We start from the raw sequence: 14,807 nt of genomic DNA, 5'->3' as shown, positions 1-14,807 counted from the left end.
TGGCCGTGGTGACGGCAGTGGGCGTCACCAGCGCGTTCCTGGGAGAGCGCGCCGCCGATGCCATCTTCGGCTCCGACAAGCGGGGGACCTGCGCCGGTCAAGTTGCGCCTAGCGGCAAGGCCGAGCGCGTGGGCGATGGCTACCGCATTTCTGGGTCGTTCAGCTTTGGCAGCGGCCTTCCCAACGCGGATTGGGTGCTTGGCGGCTATATCCTGCACGAGGATGGCGACCCGGTGATGCGCGATGGTGAGCCGGTGATGCTCCCGAGCCCGGATGCGTTCGGCGGAAGCCTATGTCCGGGCGACGTTCGACAAGCTGTTCGCCGCCGCATCTGGCGGCTCCATCCCGGAGGATCTGTCCCTGGATGGAAGGCTTTGCACCTCGAACATCATCGCAACGGGCGCTCAAATCAGCCAAACCGCCTTTGCTTCCAGCGCCACGACGGGTCTGCGCAACGGCAGCCGTATTCAGCGCTGCTACCGCGACCTTCAGGCGGCAAACGCCCATTTCTTTACGAATGAGCAGTCATTTGTCGATGCGGGACGCTACCTTGCCGGCATTCCCGGCTCCGCGCCGGGTCTCTGAGACCCTGTTTGCGAAGTCAGGGTGCGGGTAGTCGCCTGCGATTGGGATGGGCGAGGCGGTGGAGCATCAGGCGGATCGCGGCCAGGGTGTGACCATGGCCTCGGAAACCTCGGGCAGCGCCTCGTAGTCCTTGGAGAGTCGCCGCCAGCGGCCGAACCAGCCGAGCGATCTCTCGATCACCCAGCGGCGCGGCCGCACGACGAAGCCGGTGGTGCCTGGGGCACGGCGGACGATGATCAGCACCAGACCCGCCAGAAAGCAGGCGAGCAAGGCCGCGAGCCGATTATAGATACTGTCGGCGAACACGACCCGGAGCTAGGCGTAGAGCGGCTTCACCCGTTTCAGCAGATCGTCGAGGCTGTCGGCATCCTGGATGTCGGCTGCATGCACGAACACGCCCAGCAGCACCCCGTCGGTGTCCACCGCGACGTGGCGCTTGCGGCCCTTCAGCCGCTTCGCGGCATCCCAGCCGCGTGGACCGCCGCTCTCCGTGGTCTTCGCGCTCTGGGTATCGACGATCGCCGCCGAGGGGCCGGCCTCCCGCCCCGCGCCCTCACGCAACATGACCACGAAGTGGTGGCGGATGCTCTCCCACACGCCGTCACGCAGGAAAGCGCGCATATAACCATAGACGGTGCGCCACGGTGGGAAGGCCGGAGGCGGCGGTAGGTGCCGCCACTGGCAGCCGGTGCGCACGAGGTAGAAGAGGCCATCCAGCAGGTTCCGGATGTCCGTCGTGCGCGGTCGCCCGCCCGGCCTGGCGGGCGGGATCAGCGGCTCAAGCAGGCGGAACTGGTCATCTGTCAGGGCCTGGCCGGAGCCGAAGTCCCCAACCAGCGCGCGATCGGCCGGCGTCCACATGGCGGTCTCCAGGCAGGAAACCGCCCGCAACGCCGCCCGGAAGGCCAGGATCAGCCCGTCAAACCGGTGCCCTCACCCCTTCGCAAAGAGGGTCTGAGTGAATGTTCGCCCCAATGGCAATTTTCGGCCAAATGGTGCTGCTACGGGGAAGCCTGAACGGCGGACCCAAAGGTTCCGCTTTGGAAGGTGGATCAAACAGGTGGGCACACGGCCTCGTACAGCCGCTTTCCGCCCAGAACCGACTTTCGCTGATCGCCCGCTCACCTACCCCAGCCTCGCCGCCCCCCCCTCACACACCGCTCGACCATCTCCAACCCATCGAACCCCCGCTCCACCCCATCCTCCGGCACCACCATCCCCACCCCGCCGGCCCAGAGCACCGCCCCCGGGATCATCAGGTTGTCCGGCAGCCCGAACCCGCCCACCGACAGCCCCGGCGTCGGGTCCGGCACCGCCGCCACCTGCCGCGCGCTCCGCTCGGCGAAGGGCACCGCGCCGTTGGAACAGCCGAAGGCCGGCTTCCCCGCCCCGAGGAACCAGCCCAGCTCCACCAGCGTCCCCGCATCGGCCGAGGCGCCGCGGAAGGGCGGCAGCTTGGCGATGATCAGGTCGCAGTCCCGCATCATCGCCAGGTCCTTGGCGAGGATCACCCGCCAGGCCTCCGCCTCCGGCATCGCCGCCAGGCCGGCCACCTCCTCGTTCAGCGGCGGCCGCCCCTCGATCCCATGGCGGGCGCAGATCGCCACCTTCCGCGCGGCATGCGCCGCGGCGTCGGGCAGGAAGACATCGGCGCCGGCGGGATGGGCCTTGGGCGGCATCGGGGCGGGCTCCGCACGGCGCGCCGGCGCGGCGGGACAAGGGGAAGCGCCGCGCCCTATAACGCCGCATGGCCCGCCTGCTGATCGTCTTCCATTCCCGCACCGGCGCCGCCCGGCAGATGGCCGAGGCCGCGGCGCACGGTGCGGCGCCCGAGGCCGAGGTGCGGCTGCTGCCGGCCGAGGCGGCGGGGCCCGACGACCTGCTGGGCGCCGATGGCTACCTCTTCGCCGCGCCGGAGAACCTGGCGGCGCTGTCCGGCCCGATGAAGGACTTCTTCGACCGGTGCTACTACCCCGTGCTGGACCGCCTCAACGGCCGCCCCTATGCGCTGCTGGTCGCCGCCGGCAGCGACGGCACCGGCGCGGCGCGGCAGGTCGCGCGGATCGCCACCGGCTGGCGGCTGCGGGCGGTGGCGGAGCCGCTGATCGTCTGCACCCGGGCGCAGACGGCGGCGGCGATCCTGGCGCCGAAGGCGCTGGACGAGGCGGAGCTGCGCCGCTGCGAGGAGGCGGGCGCGGCGCTCGGGGCCGGGCTGGCGCTCGGGATCTTCTGAGGCCGCGCCGAGCGGTTTCCGTGGCCTTTCGCGGCGGGCCGTGCGATAGGACTATCGTCAAGGTCGGTGCCGCGCCCGGCCGGGGCCGCGGGGCGCGCTTGAATTGCTCAATTCCTCAATCGCTGAAGCGGCGACCGCGCAAAGCCGCGGCCGACCTGACCCGCGGCGGATCGGGGCCGGATCGGCCTCAATCGGATTGAGCGGCATTGAGCCGAATTTCAGGCTTTAGCCGCCTCAATACCTCAGGCGGCTATTTCAGTTCCTGACCCTCGAGCCCGCCGTCGAGGAAGATGTTCGGCTTGAGGAAGAAGCACAGCACCAGCGCCCCGGTGCGCGACCGCGCCACATGCCGGTTGCCGCGCGGGCGCCAGACGAAGTCGCCGGCCAGCACCTCGCCCTCCTCGTCCTCGAGGCTGCCTTCGAGCAGGAAGCTCTGCTCGATCTCGACATGCTCGTGCAGCGCCAGCTCGGTCCCCGGCGCCCAGCGGAACAGCGCGGTCAGCAGCCCGCTGTCCGGGTCCTGCAGCAGGATCTTCATGTGGATGCCCGGAGTCGGCGTCGGCTTCCAGGGCAGCGCATCGGTGCGGACATAGCGGGAGGCGAGGGGGTGCAGCCTGTCCTCGCCGGCCAGGAAGGGGGTGGTGGCGGTCATCTTGGTCCTCCGCGTCCTGGCGGGGACTATTCCATCGGGGGCGATCCGGTGGAAGCTTCGCCGAGGGAAAGGGAGGAGGGCGACATGGCGGAGGAAGGCAGCCCGGTCACGCTGGTGACCGGCGGGGCGGATGGGATCGGCTGGGCGATCGCCCGGCGCTTCGCCGCCGGCGGCCACCGGGTCGTCATCGCCGACCTGCGGCCGGAGGCGGCCGAGGCGCGCACCCGCACGCTGGGGGAGGGGCACCTGGCGCTCGGCTGCGACGTGGCCTCCGAGCCCGCTGTCGTGGCGATGGTGGCGGAAGCCCTGGCGCGCTGCGGCAGGCTCGACGTCCTGGTGAACAATGCCGGCATCGCCGACACCTTCCTGCCGACGGTGGAGCAGGGCGCCGACCTCTTCATGCGGCAGCTCGACATCCACCTGAAGGGCACCTTCGTGGCGAGCCGGGAAGCGGCGAAGGCGATGCTGGGGGCCGGGAGCGGCGCGATCGTCAACCTGGCCTCGATCGCCGGGCTCACCGGCCTGCCCCGGCGCAACGGCTATGGCGCGGCCAAGGCGGGCATCATCGCGCTGACCCGGTCGCTGGCGGCGGAATGGGGCGGCGGCGGCATCCGGGTGAACGCCATCGCCCCCGGCTATGTCCGCACCGCGCTGGTCGAGGCGCTGGAGCGGGACGGGAAGATCGATACCGCGGCGATCGCCGGGCGCGCCCCGCTCGGCCGGCTGGCCCGGCCGGAGGAGATCGCCGAAGCCGCGTGGTTCCTCGCTTCCCCGGCGGCGAGCTACGTGACCGGGGTGACGCTGCCGGTGGACGGGGGGTGGATGGCCTTCGGCGCGGCGGGGTGAGGCCCTTGGCCGACGCCGCGACGCGTGCGGGGGGGAGACCGAAGGCCCGGCCCTAGGCGCCGCAGGCGGGGCCCGGCTGCAGGACCGCGCCTGTCGCCAACAGCGGCGGATCGGAACCGCCGCTCGCCTTGCCCGCCGGCAAGGTGAAGGAGACCTCCAGCCCGCTGGTGTGCCAGGCGAAGTCGATCGAACCGCCGATCTGACGTTCGACAAGCTGGGTGATGAGGCGGGAGCCGAAGCTGCGGTGCGGTGGCTCTCCCGCCAGCGGCGGGCCGCCCGACTCCTTCCAGGTGAACTGCAGTCCGCCGTCCGGGTCGGTGAAGCGCCAGCTCAGGCTGACCCGGCCCTCCGGACCGGAGAGCGCGCCGTGCTTCGCCGCGTTGGTGGCCAGCTCGTGCAGCAGCATCGCCATGGGCTGGACGACCTCCACGACGAGGTGCGCCGTGGGGCCCGCCAAGGCGACCCGCCCGGCATAGGGGCTCAACTCGCCCTCGGCGACCGCCCTGACGTCGCTGCCGCTCCAGGCCGTTTCCGACAGCAGCGAATGCGCCCTGGCCATGGCGGCGATACGGCCCACGAGGACCGTGGCGAACTGGTCCGGCGAGACGGCGCGGGGCGCGAGCTGGGCGAGGGACAGTGCCACCGCGAGCGCGTTCTTCGCCCGGTGGTCGACCTCCCGCATCAGCAAGGTCTGGCGTTCATCCGCCTGGCGCTTGGCCAGATCCCGCGACCGCAGCGCCGCCTCCGCGGCCGAGAGGCCGAGCCGCAGCGCCTCGAATTCGGCGACGCCCGATGCCGGCGGGAGCGGCAGGGGCGTCGCGGTGCCGCCGGCGGCGAGGGCCTGCGCGGCGCCGACCAGATCGGTCACCGGCCGGATCAGCCGGCGCGACAGCCAGATCGCCAGCACGGCGCCGAGCATAACGGTGACGCCGCCGCCAAGGACCAGGATTTCCAGCGGGCGGCGCCAGCTTGCGACGTAGTTCGACCGCATCGCGACGCTGCCGACGATCCAGCCGGGCACCGAGCCCAGCCGGGCGAAGCCCATGACGACTTCCTGCTGCGACACCGACATCCCCTCCAGGAACCCGGAGTTCCGTCCCGCGGTGCCGGCCGTGAACCATCCCGGTGCCTGACGGCCGACATAGATCGCATGCTCCCGGGACCGGGCGACGACCGACTGATGGCCATCGACGACGACGTTGAACCCCGTGTCATCGGATTTCTGTTCTGCCAGCAGCCGAGCGAGACGCTCGGGTGCCAGGCGCGCTGCCAGCACGAAGGGGATCAGCCCGTCGCGCTTCACCGGAACGGCCACCCCGACCACCGGCCGCTGCGCCACCGCCCCGGTCACCAGGTCCGTGACGATTGGCTCGCCGCTCTCCGCCACCGGCCGGAAGTCCCCGGCCGAGACCCGGCCGGCGGGCTCGCCCGGTGGCAGGGCGGTGTTGACGATCTGCCGCATGCTGGCGCCGTCGAGCAGCAGCACCGGGGTCCCCAATGCGGCGGAGGCGCGGCGGGCTTCCACCTCGAAGGCGGCGAGGTCGGGGACCGGGCCGTCGAGGGTGGTGGAACCCGCAAGGGTGGCCATGGTCGCCCGGTGAGCGTCGATTTCGCGGTCCGTGGCGAGCGCCAGGGCCTCCGCCGTGGCGACCAGCCCGTTCCGGAAAGCCTCCTGGTAGGCGGTGACCGCGCGGCTCGCCGAAGCAAGTCCCAGCCCGAAGGCTGGAATGAGCATGGCAAGCGCCAATGCAAGAAGATAATACTCGAAACGGATCGATCCTGCAACCCGATTGGACCCAAACCAATGCATTTGTGCAACCGTCAAGAGTGCAATCGTTGTGCAGGAGGTGGCGGCGACGGTATATGATTGAATTTATGGTGATGGTCCATTGTTTTGGATTTCCTCCATCTGACGGAATAGACCGCGTGATATGAGGTGGCTCGAATATTGTGATCGGATGCTTGATGGCGTCGTGACCGCGGGTCGGGTGCCGCGTGGTGGCAACGAGCTCTGGACGATGCGGGGGGCGCAGCCGTCGACCCGCCGGTCAACGCGGTTGGAGCGCGCAATATCCGCCGGATGCGCGCAGCCCCGGCGGCCGGGGGAGACCGCCGGGGCGGCCTGGCGCCTCGGCCTTTCCCGGTCACGAGCTAGCGGACCGGGATGACTCCGCCGGGGGATGGCGGCTGGATGATCTTCGGTGCGGCGGGCTGCGGCGGGCGCCGCCGCCGACCCTGCCTCACCTCGCCCGGCCGGCGACGCGGCGACAGGCCTCGGGCCTCATGCCGGCCGCCCGCCGGAAGGCACGGGTGAAGTTCGACTGCGCGGAGCAGCAGCAGGCGAGGGCCGCCTGGGCGATCGGCATCGCGCCGAGCGACAGCAGCGGCTTCGCGCGCTCGAGGCGCAGCCGGCTGAGGTCGCGCTGCGGCGGCACGCCCATCGTCGCGGCGAAGGCGCGGTTGACGTGGAACGGGCTGAGTCGTCGGCCTCGTCTACCTGCACGCCTCGCAGCTCGATGGCTGCGCCTTTTGCGTCGGCAGCCACAGCCACGACCTGCTCGGCGCCGGGGTTCCGGCGCGCAAGCTGCTGCTGCCCGCCGGGCGCGCGGCGCTGGCCTGGGCCGAGGCGGTGACGCCGGTGGCGGAGAGGCATGTCCCCGACGAGGCCTCTGCCGCGGTCCGGGCGGGGTTTTCCGGGAAGGAGGTGGCCGACCTGACCATCGCGATCGGCCTGATCAACAGCTGCAACAGGATCGCCATCAGCTTCCGCCGCGGACCCGAGCCCGGACCCTGAGCACATGCGCGGCGAGGGCCGGCGCCTTGCCGCCGGGGAAGGAAGAGGGATTGACTTCGAAGGAATAATATCCTAGTCTCGGCCGCTTTTTCCGGGAGCCGAAGCGATGCCGCCCGTGTCCCTGCGCTGGCCCCGACCAGGAACCGCCCATCCCGCCGTCCGGCGCCCAACGGAGGCCCCCTACCGGTGCGGCCTTCCGCCGCCAATGCCTCGTGCCGGCGCGGCGGAGGGTTTGTCCGGAAACGACAGGTGCGGCCGAAGCAGGCGCTGCCGGGCGGCATCCCCGTCACCGCGCTGCCGCGTCCTGCGGCGGGCTTGCGCCGGGCAACACGGCAGGTTTGTCCGAAAGCCGCAGGCGCAGGGGATCCGGCCACCGCCGCGCGACATCGCCCCCGCCCGGCCTGCCGCGCCGCGGCGTCCAACACCACGGCTCGACCCGGGGCTTTGTCCGGAACCAGGCGCCATGGCCGCTTCGCCCGCTCGGGACCGTGCCGGGCAGCCCCGGGGCCCGGCGCTTCGGCCCCGCCCGTTGAACCCATACCCACCCCGCGGCATTGTCCTTCCGCATGCCGCCAAGGGAGGGACCCCACCATGAAGACACGTGCCGCAGTGGCCTGGGAGGCCAAGAAGCCCCTCACCATCGAGACCGTGGAACTGGACGGCCCGAAGCACGGCGAGGTGCTGGTCGAGATCATGGCGACCGGCGTCTGCCACACCGATGCCTATACGCTGGACGGGCTCGATTCCGAGGGCCTCTTCCCCGCCATCCTCGGGCATGAGGGCGCCGGGATCGTGCGCGAGATCGGCGCCGGCGTGACCAGCGTGAAGGTCGGCGACCACGTGATCCCGCTCTACACGCCGGAATGCCGGCAATGCAAAACCTGCCTCAGCCAGCGCAGCAACCTCTGCACCTCGATCCGCGCGACCCAGGGCAAGGGCGTGATGCCGGACGGCACCAGCCGCTTCCATTGCGAGCCGGCGAAGCCGCAAGGCAACCAGATCTTCCACTACATGGGCTGCAGCACCTTTTCCAACTTCACCGTGCTGCCGGAGATCGCGGTGGCGAAGGTGCGGGAGGACGCGCCCTTCGACAAGATCTGCTACATCGGCTGCGGCGTGACGACGGGCATCGGCGCGGTGATCTACACCGCCAAGGTCTGGCCGGGCGCCAACGTGGTGGTCTTCGGCCTCGGCGGCATCGGTCTCAACGTGATCCAGGGCGCCCGCATGGTGGGTGCGGACAAGATCATCGGCGTCGACATCAACCCGGCGAAGCAGGAGATGGCGAAGAAATTCGGCATGACCCATTTCGTCAACCCGACCGAGGTCGGCACCGACAAGGTGGTGCAGGCGATCGTCGACCTGACCGGCGGCGGCGCCGACTTCTCCTTCGACTGCACCGGCAACGTCAACGTCATGCGCCAGGCGCTGGAATGCTGCCACCGCGGCTGGGGCGAGAGCATCATCATCGGCGTCGCCGAGGCGGGCAAGGAGATCGCCACCCGGCCCTTCCAGCTGGTGACGGGACGGGTCTGGCGCGGCTCGGCCTTCGGCGGCGCGCGCGGCCGGACCGACGTGCCGAAGATCGTCGACTGGTACATGGAGGGGAAGATCAACATCGACGACCTGATCACCCACACCATGCCGCTCGAGAAGATCAACGACGCCTTCGACCTGATGCATGCGGGCAAGTCGATCCGCTCGGTCGTGGTGTTCTGAGCGTGGCGGAGGTCGTCTCCCGCGCCCGCTGCTTCGGGGGCGAGCAGCGCGTGCTGCGGCATGCCTCGGCCGAGACCGGCACGGAGATGCGCTTCGCCGCGTATCTCCCGCCGCAGGCGCTGGCGGGGGCGCACGTGCCCGTGGTGTGGTTCCTCGCCGGGCTGACCTGCACGGAGGAGAATTTCACCGTGAAGGCCGGGGCGCAGCGGGTCGCGGCGGAGCTCGGACTGCTGCTGGTGGCGCCCGACACCTCCCCGCGCGGCGAGGGCGTGCCGGACGACCCGGAGAAGGCCTACGACTTCGGCCTAGGCGCCGGCTTCTACGTGGATGCGACGCAGCAGCCCTGGGCGCGGCACTACCGGATGCGCAGCTATATCGAGCGGGAGCTGCCGGCGCTGGTCGCCGCCGAGCTGCCGGCCGACCCGGCGCGGCAGGGCATCATGGGCCATTCCATGGGCGGCCATGGCGCGCTGACCATCGCGCTGCGCGATCCGGGGCGGTTCAGGGCGGTCTCCGCCTTCGCCCCGATCTGCTCGCCGATGCGCTGCCCCTGGGGGGAGAAGGCGCTGGGCGGGTATCTCGGCCCCGATCGCGCGGGGTGGCGCCCATACGACGCGACCGCGCTGATCGAGGACGGCGCGCGCGTCGCCGACATCCTGGTGGACCAGGGGGGCGCGGACGGCTTCCTCGAGAACCAGTTGATGCCGGAGCTGCTGGAGGCCGCCTGCGCCAAGGCCGGCATCCCGCTGACGCTGCGGCGGCAGGAGGGCTACGACCACTCCTACTTCTTCATCGCCAGCTTCGTGGAGGACCACCTGCGCTGGCACGCGGCGCGGCTCAAAGCCTAAGCGGCGCGGAAGCGCGCCGCCGTCACCGCATCCTCCACCAGCGCCGAGGCGATCGCCGCGCGCGCCTCGGCAGTTTCGGCCAGCGCCACCACCCGGTCGAACCAGGGGCACTGGCCGCGCACCCGGGCCTGGAACAGTCGGTCCAGCGCCGCGGCCGCCGGCGACCGGCCGGCGCAGCAGGAACATGCTGCCGCATGGGACTGCATGGCATCGAAGCTGCCCGTGGTCACGGCGCCCTCCGGCAGCGCCGGGGCCGGCGCCGCCGCCAGCACGGCCGCCTTGGGTCCGGCCGCCAGCGCCGCCGCCAGCGTCGCCGTATCCGCGGTCACCAGCAGGGGAATTCGGGCATCCAGGGTCCAGGCCACGCGTTGTGTCTCCGAGAGGATGCTGGACATAAGGATATCTTTATGTCATTTCCACACCCATGGACAAATTCCTGGCCCAGCTGCGCGCCGCCGCCGAGCCGACCCGGCTTCGCCTGCTGGCGCTCTGTGCCCGCGGCGCCTTTTGCGTGACCGACCTCTGCGAGGTGCTGGGCCAGTCCCAGCCGCGCCTGTCCCGCCACCTGAAGCTGCTGGTGGAGGCCGGGCTGCTGGAACGCGTACCGGAAGGCGCCAACGCCTATTTCCAGGTCCCCGCCAGCGCCGGCCTGGTGCACCAGTTGCTGGCCCGCCTGCCAGAGGAAGACCAGATGCTGGCCGCCGATCGCCGCCAGGCGGCCCGGCTCGCCGCCGAACGCGCCCGTGAGGCGTCCGACAGCTTTCGCCGGCACGGCGCCGACTGGGACGAGATGCGCGCCCTCGGCCTGCCGGCCGAGGCGATCGAGGCGGCGCTGCTGGCCGCCCTGCCGGAGAAGCCTGGCCGGGTGCTGGATATCGGCACCGGCACCGGCCGCCTGCTGGAACTGCTGGCCGGGCGGGCCGAGGCGGCGCTCGGCGTCGATGCCAGCCGCGACATGCTGGCCCTGGCCCGCGCCCGGCTGACGGAGCGCGGATTGGGCGGCCATTGCGCGGTGCGCCAGGCCGACATGTACCGGCTGCCGCTGCCGGATGCCGGCTTCGACGTCGTCGCCCTGCAGATGGTGCTGCACTACGCCGAGGATCCCGCCGCGGCGCTGGCCGAGGCGGCCCGCGTGCTGCGCCCGGACGGGCTGCTGCTGGTGGTGGACCTGGCCGCGCATGAGCGCGGCGAGTTGCTGGAGCACCACGCGCATCGCTGGCCCGGCTTCGACGATGCCGGCATGGCGGGATGGCTGGGTGCGTCCGGCTGCGCCGGGCTGCCGCCGGTCGAGATCGGCGGGCCGCTCGCGGTTCGCCTCTGGCCGGCGCGGCGAATGCCGGGCGCCGTCGCCGCCGTGCCTGCGCTTACCTTCTGATTTCGCGGAAAGCTTTTCCCCATGGCCCGTCCCCCTCTGCTCGAAGCGCTCCGCAACCGCGTCCTCCTCTGCGACGGCGGCATGGGCAGCCGCGTGCAGGCGCTGACCCTCGACATCGACCGCGACTACTGGGGCAAGGAGAACTGCACCGACGTGCTGAACCTTTCCCGCCCCGACCTCGTGCGGGAGATCCACCGCGGCTACTACGAGGCCGGCGCCGACATGGTGCTGACCAACAGCTTCGGCGGCAGCCCGGTCACGCTCGGCGAGTTCGAGCTGGAGGACCGCGCCTTCGAGATCTGCAAGGCATCGGGCGAGCTGGCGCGGGAAGCCGCCGAAACCTTCGCCGATGGCCGCGACCGCTGGGTGATCGGCGACATCGGCCCGGGCACCAAGCTGCCGAGCCTCGGGCATATCGGCTACGACGCGCTTCAGGCGGCGCTGGAAGTCCAGTGCCTCGGCCTGATCGCCGGCGGCGTCGACGCCATCCTGACCGAGACCAACCAGGACACGCTGTTCATCAAGGCGGCGGTGAATGCCGCCAAGGCGGCGCTGAAGCAGACGGGCAGGGACATCCCGATCTTCGTGCAGGTGACGGTCGAGACCACCGGCACGCTGCTGGTCGGGCCGGACATCCACGCGGCGTCCACCGTCGTGCATTCGCTCGACGTGCCGCTGATCGGGCTGAATTGCGCGACCGGGCCGCAGGAGATGGCGGAGCACGTCCGCTTCCTCAGCCAGAACTGGCCGGGGCTGATCAGCGTGCAGCCGAATGCCGGATTGCCGGAGCTGGTCGATGGCAAGACCCATTACCCGCTGGGCGCCGCCGAGATGGCGAGCTGGATGGAGCGTTTCGTCCGGGAGGACGGCGTCAACCTGATCGGCGGCTGCTGCGGCACCTCGACGCCGCATATCCAGGCGCTGGACGCGATGCTGCGGAAGCACGGGGAGTGGCGGCCGGCGCCGGTGGCGCGCAAGCACCACTGGGTGCCCTCGGTCGCCTCGCTCTACGGCGCGACCCCGCTGCGCCAGGAGAATGCTTATTTCTCCATCGGCGAACGCTGCAACGCCAATGGCTCCAAGGCTTGGCGCGAGCGGCAGGCGGCGCATGACTGGGACGGCTGCGTCGCCATCGGGCGGGAGCAGGTCGGCGAAGGCTCGAACAGCCTCGACATCTGCACCGCCTTCGTCGGCCGCAACGAGATGGAGGAGATGAACGAGGTCATCACCCGCTTCACCTCCTCGGTCAACGCCCCGCTGGTGATCGACAGCACCGAGACGCCGGTGATCGAGGCCGCGCTGAAGCTGCATGGCGGCAAGCCCATCATCAACTCGATCAACTTCGAGGATGGCGAGCAGGCGGCCGAGGACCGGCTGCGGCTGGCGAAGAAGTTCGGCGCCGCGGTCATCGCCCTGACCATCGACGAGGTCGGCATGGCGAAGACCGCCGAGGACAAGCTGCGGATCGCCACGCGCCTGGTCGACTTCGCCTGCAACAAGCACGGCCTCGCGCAGTCCGACCTGCTGATCGACCCGCTGACCTTCACCATCGCCACCGGCAACGAGGACGACCGCAAGCTCGGCCAGTGGACGCTGGAGGGCATCCGGATGATCCGCGACGCCTTCCCCGACATCCAGATCATCCTCGGCCTGTCCAATATCAGCTTCGGGCTCAACCCCGCGGCGCGGCACGTGCTGAACAGCGTGTTCCTCGACCATGCCGTGAAGGCCGGCATGACCGGCGCCATCGTGCATGTCTCCAAGATCAAGCCGCTGCACCTGATCCCGGCCGAGGAGGTGCAGGTGGTGGAAGACCTGATCTTCGACCGCCGCAGCGAAGGCTACGACCCGCTGCAGAAGGTGCTGGAGATCTTCTCCGGCCGGAAGGCCGCCGACAGCGTCAAGAAGGTCCGGGGCGAGACGGTCGAGGGCCGGCTGAAGGACCGCATCGTCGACGGCGACCGCAAGGGGCTGAACGAGGAGCTGCAGGACGCGCTCGACCAGGGCATCGCGCCGCTTGCCATCATCAACGACGTGCTGCTGGACGGCATGAAGGTGGTCGGCGAGCTGTTCGGCGCCGGCAAGATGCAGCTGCCCTTCGTGCTGCAATCCGCCGAGACGATGAAGGCCGCCGTCGCCTATCTCGAGCCCTTCATGGAGAAGGTTGAGGGCCAGGAGAAGGGCACCATCGTGCTGGCGACCGTCAAGGGCGACGTGCACGACATCGGCAAGAACCTGGTCGACATCATCCTGACCAACAACGGCTACCGCGTGGTCAACCTCGGCATCAAGGTGCCGCTGGCCGACATGGTGGCGGCGGTGAAGGAACACCGGGCGCATGCCATCGGCATGTCCGGCCTGCTGGTGAAGTCGACCGTGGTGATGCGCGAGAACCTCGAGGAGATGGCGCGCATCGGGCTCGAGGTGCCGGTGCTGCTGGGCGGCGCGGCGCTGACCCGCAACTATGTGGAGGACGACTGCGTCCGCGCCTATGCCGCCGGCGAGACCTCCGGCCGCGTCGCCTATGCAAGGGATGCCTTCGACGGGCTGCACCTGATGGACAAGGTGACCGGCAACGGCTTCGACGACTACCTCGCGGCCATCCAGAAGAAGCGGGTGGGCAAGTCGCGCAACGAGAGCCGGACGCTCGGCACCGCCGACCCGCGCGGCTTCGCCCCGGTCGACGTGAAGTATGCGCAGGAGCGGCGCCGCCGCGTCACCGCCGGCGAGCCGATCCCCGACCCGCCCTTCTGGGGCGCGCGGGTGATCGAATCCGCGCCGAAGGCGGTGGTGCCCTTCATCAACGAGCGCAGCCTCTATCAATTCCAGTGGGGCTTCCGGAAGCAGGGGCGGAGCCTGGACGACTTCCTCGGCTGGGCGAAGCAGGAGCTGCGGCCGGTGCTGAAGCGCATGCTGGCGCTGACCGAGGCGGAGAACATCCTGCGGCCGCAGGCGATCTACGGCTATTGGAAATGCGCGGGACAGGGCAACGACCTGGTGCTGTTCGAACAGGACGGCGAGACCGAGGCCTGCCGCTTCACCCTGCCGCGGCAGCCGAAGCAGGACGGCGAGTGCATCGCCGACTTCGTCCGCGACATCGAGGACGGGCCGCGGTCGCGCGACGTGATCGGGCTGCAGGTGGTGACCGTCGGGCAGAAGGCGTCCGACATGGCGCGCGACTGGTTCGAGGACAACCGCTACCAGGACTACCTCTACCTGCACGGCCTGTCCGTGGAGATGGCCGAGGCGATGGCGGAATACGTCCACAAGCGCATCCGCTCCGAGCTCGGCTTCGCTGGCGAGGACGACCGTGACATGGACAAGATGCTGGCCCAGGGCTACCGCGGCGGCCGCTACAGCTTCGGCTACCCCGCCTGTCCGAAGCTGGAGGACCAGGCGCCGCTGCTGAGGCTGCTGGATGCGGAACGGATCGGCGTGACCATCAGCGACGAGTGGCAGCTTCACCCGGAGCAGTCGACCAGTGCGATCGTGCTGCACCACCCGCGGGCGAAGTACTTTTCCGTCTAGCGGTTCGCCGCCTTGTGCGAGCCGACATTCTCGTGCCACTCGACCGGCAGCCCGTCCCAGGTGGCGAGCTGCTTGCCCGGCCATTTCCGCCGGACATAGACCTGGAAGCCATCGGGGGTGGCTTCCACATAGCCCGACTTTCCGTCGTTGAGCCGGAGGTGCTGCGCCAGCGCCTCCGCCTGTTCCCGCATGTAGCTGTCGCTCATCGCCGTGCTCCTTCCGTAGCT

At 70.4% G+C, this 14,807-nt stretch carries 14 protein-coding genes and 2 pseudogenes; 8 read left to right on the top strand and 8 right to left on the bottom strand.

The features are described from left to right. The first annotated feature begins 273 nt into the window (after window positions 1-273). Window positions 274-585 carry an acyl-CoA dehydrogenase family protein gene (locus E2C06_RS40750; RefSeq protein ID WP_133288517.1) on the top strand — a complete coding sequence of 104 codons (312 nt, stop codon included), beginning with the start codon at window positions 274-276 and terminating at the stop codon, window positions 583-585. A 66-nt stretch (window positions 586-651) separates the two neighbouring features. Here E2C06_RS40750 and E2C06_RS41045 read toward each other — a convergent pair whose 3' ends face one another. The 3 genes from E2C06_RS41045 to E2C06_RS10300 all read right to left on the bottom strand — a co-directional run bounded on the left by E2C06_RS41045 (window position 652) and on the right by E2C06_RS10300 (window position 2,264). Next, window positions 652-891 carry a transposase gene (locus E2C06_RS41045; RefSeq protein WP_408869913.1) on the bottom strand — a complete coding sequence of 80 codons (240 nt, stop codon included), beginning with the start codon at window positions 889-891 and terminating at the stop codon, window positions 652-654. A 9-nt stretch (window positions 892-900) separates the two neighbouring features. Then, complete coding sequence (locus E2C06_RS41040; protein WP_370451428.1) at window positions 901-1,446, bottom strand: IS5 family transposase; 546 nt, start codon at window positions 1,444-1,446, stop codon at window positions 901-903. Between the two features lie 260 nt (window positions 1,447-1,706). Continuing rightward, complete coding sequence (locus E2C06_RS10300; RefSeq protein ID WP_133288516.1) at window positions 1,707-2,264, bottom strand: nucleoside 2-deoxyribosyltransferase; 558 nt, start codon at window positions 2,262-2,264, stop codon at window positions 1,707-1,709. Window positions 2,265-2,332: 68 nt separating this feature from the next. On the opposite strand from E2C06_RS10300, the gene E2C06_RS10295 reads away from it, so the two are divergent. Further along, window positions 2,333-2,818, top strand: coding sequence for a flavodoxin family protein (locus E2C06_RS10295; protein ID WP_133288515.1), 486 nt, complete (start codon window positions 2,333-2,335; stop codon window positions 2,816-2,818). A 250-nt stretch (window positions 2,819-3,068) separates the two neighbouring features. Here E2C06_RS10295 and E2C06_RS10290 read toward each other — a convergent pair whose 3' ends face one another. Continuing rightward, window positions 3,069-3,470, bottom strand: a complete 402-nt coding sequence (locus E2C06_RS10290) for a cupin domain-containing protein (protein ID WP_133288514.1) — start codon at window positions 3,468-3,470, stop codon at window positions 3,069-3,071. Window positions 3,471-3,554: 84 nt separating this feature from the next. Between E2C06_RS10290 and E2C06_RS10285 the strand changes: the two genes are divergently transcribed. Next, window positions 3,555-4,316, top strand: coding sequence for a glucose 1-dehydrogenase (locus tag E2C06_RS10285; protein WP_133288513.1), 762 nt, complete (start codon window positions 3,555-3,557; stop codon window positions 4,314-4,316). Between the two features lie 52 nt (window positions 4,317-4,368). On the opposite strand, the gene E2C06_RS10280 is transcribed toward E2C06_RS10285, so the two are convergent. Beyond that, window positions 4,369-6,051 (bottom strand): HWE histidine kinase domain-containing protein, encoded by a 1,683-nt coding sequence (locus E2C06_RS10280; RefSeq protein WP_165982315.1) that lies wholly within the window; start codon window positions 6,049-6,051, stop codon window positions 4,369-4,371. Between the two features lie 505 nt (window positions 6,052-6,556). Then, window positions 6,557-6,784, bottom strand: a pseudogene (locus tag E2C06_RS10275) (helix-turn-helix domain-containing protein); the annotation flags it as partial. A gap of 29 nt (window positions 6,785-6,813) precedes the next feature. On the opposite strand from E2C06_RS10275, the pseudogene E2C06_RS40245 reads away from it, so the two are divergent. The 3 genes and pseudogenes from E2C06_RS40245 to fghA all read left to right on the top strand — a co-directional run. Further along, a pseudogene (locus tag E2C06_RS40245) lies at window positions 6,814-6,927 on the top strand (hypothetical protein); the annotation flags it as partial. A 774-nt stretch (window positions 6,928-7,701) separates the two neighbouring features. After that, window positions 7,702-8,829, top strand: a complete 1,128-nt coding sequence (locus tag E2C06_RS10270; protein ID WP_133288544.1) for an S-(hydroxymethyl)glutathione dehydrogenase/class III alcohol dehydrogenase — start codon at window positions 7,702-7,704, stop codon at window positions 8,827-8,829. Next, a complete protein-coding gene (gene fghA / locus E2C06_RS10265; protein ID WP_133288543.1) occupies window positions 8,826-9,677 on the top strand; it encodes an S-formylglutathione hydrolase in 852 nt (283 codons plus the stop codon). The genes E2C06_RS10270 and fghA overlap by 4 nt, the downstream gene beginning before the upstream one ends. Here fghA and E2C06_RS10260 read toward each other — a convergent pair. Continuing rightward, entirely contained in the window at window positions 9,674-10,042 is a 369-nt protein-coding gene (locus tag E2C06_RS10260; RefSeq protein ID WP_241671204.1) for a hypothetical protein, read from the bottom strand. The two genes, fghA and E2C06_RS10260, sit on opposite strands and share 4 nt — an antisense overlap. Window positions 10,043-10,101: 59 nt before the next feature. On the opposite strand from E2C06_RS10260, the gene E2C06_RS10255 reads away from it, so the two are divergent. Beyond that, window positions 10,102-11,052 (top strand): ArsR/SmtB family transcription factor, encoded by a 951-nt coding sequence (locus E2C06_RS10255; protein ID WP_133288509.1) that lies wholly within the window; start codon window positions 10,102-10,104, stop codon window positions 11,050-11,052. A gap of 21 nt (window positions 11,053-11,073) precedes the next feature. Then, window positions 11,074-14,580, top strand: a complete 3,507-nt coding sequence (metH, locus tag E2C06_RS10250) for a methionine synthase (protein ID WP_133288508.1) — start codon at window positions 11,074-11,076, stop codon at window positions 14,578-14,580. Here the strand turns inward: metH and E2C06_RS10245 are convergent. After that, window positions 14,577-14,786 carry a hypothetical protein gene (locus E2C06_RS10245; RefSeq protein WP_133288507.1) on the bottom strand — a complete coding sequence of 70 codons (210 nt, stop codon included), beginning with the start codon at window positions 14,784-14,786 and terminating at the stop codon, window positions 14,577-14,579. The genes metH and E2C06_RS10245 overlap by 4 nt on opposite strands. Window positions 14,787-14,807 lie beyond the last annotated feature (21 nt).

It is taken from the genome of Dankookia rubra, from assembly GCF_004355005.1.
Lineage (GTDB): Bacteria > Pseudomonadota > Alphaproteobacteria > Acetobacterales > Acetobacteraceae > Paracraurococcus > Paracraurococcus ruber_A.
Note: the sequence above shows the minus strand (reverse complement) of the source record. Positions and strands in the feature narration are given on the sequence as shown.

What these genes read in the sequence shown, in the direction of transcription:
- E2C06_RS40750 (WP_133288517.1), top strand. Translation starts at nt 274, where the DNA reads ATGCGTTCGGCGGAAGCCTATGTCCGGGCGACGTTCGACAAGCTGTTC.
- E2C06_RS41040 (WP_370451428.1), bottom strand. Translation starts at nt 1,446, where the DNA reads ATGTGGACGCCGGCCGATCGCGCGCTGGTTGGGGACTTCGGCTCCGGC.
- E2C06_RS10300 (WP_133288516.1), bottom strand. Translation starts at nt 2,264, where the DNA reads ATGCCGCCCAAGGCCCATCCCGCCGGCGCCGATGTCTTCCTGCCCGAC.
- E2C06_RS10295 (WP_133288515.1), top strand. Translation starts at nt 2,333, where the DNA reads ATGGCCCGCCTGCTGATCGTCTTCCATTCCCGCACCGGCGCCGCCCGG.
- E2C06_RS10290 (WP_133288514.1), bottom strand. Translation starts at nt 3,470, where the DNA reads ATGACCGCCACCACCCCCTTCCTGGCCGGCGAGGACAGGCTGCACCCC.
- E2C06_RS10285 (WP_133288513.1), top strand. Translation starts at nt 3,555, where the DNA reads ATGGCGGAGGAAGGCAGCCCGGTCACGCTGGTGACCGGCGGGGCGGAT.
- E2C06_RS10280 (WP_165982315.1), bottom strand. Translation starts at nt 6,051, where the DNA reads ATGCTCATTCCAGCCTTCGGGCTGGGACTTGCTTCGGCGAGCCGCGCG.
- E2C06_RS10270 (WP_133288544.1), top strand. Translation starts at nt 7,702, where the DNA reads ATGAAGACACGTGCCGCAGTGGCCTGGGAGGCCAAGAAGCCCCTCACC.
- E2C06_RS10255 (WP_133288509.1), top strand. Translation starts at nt 10,102, where the DNA reads ATGGACAAATTCCTGGCCCAGCTGCGCGCCGCCGCCGAGCCGACCCGG.
- metH (WP_133288508.1), top strand. Translation starts at nt 11,074, where the DNA reads ATGGCCCGTCCCCCTCTGCTCGAAGCGCTCCGCAACCGCGTCCTCCTC.
- E2C06_RS10245 (WP_133288507.1), bottom strand. Translation starts at nt 14,786, where the DNA reads ATGAGCGACAGCTACATGCGGGAACAGGCGGAGGCGCTGGCGCAGCAC.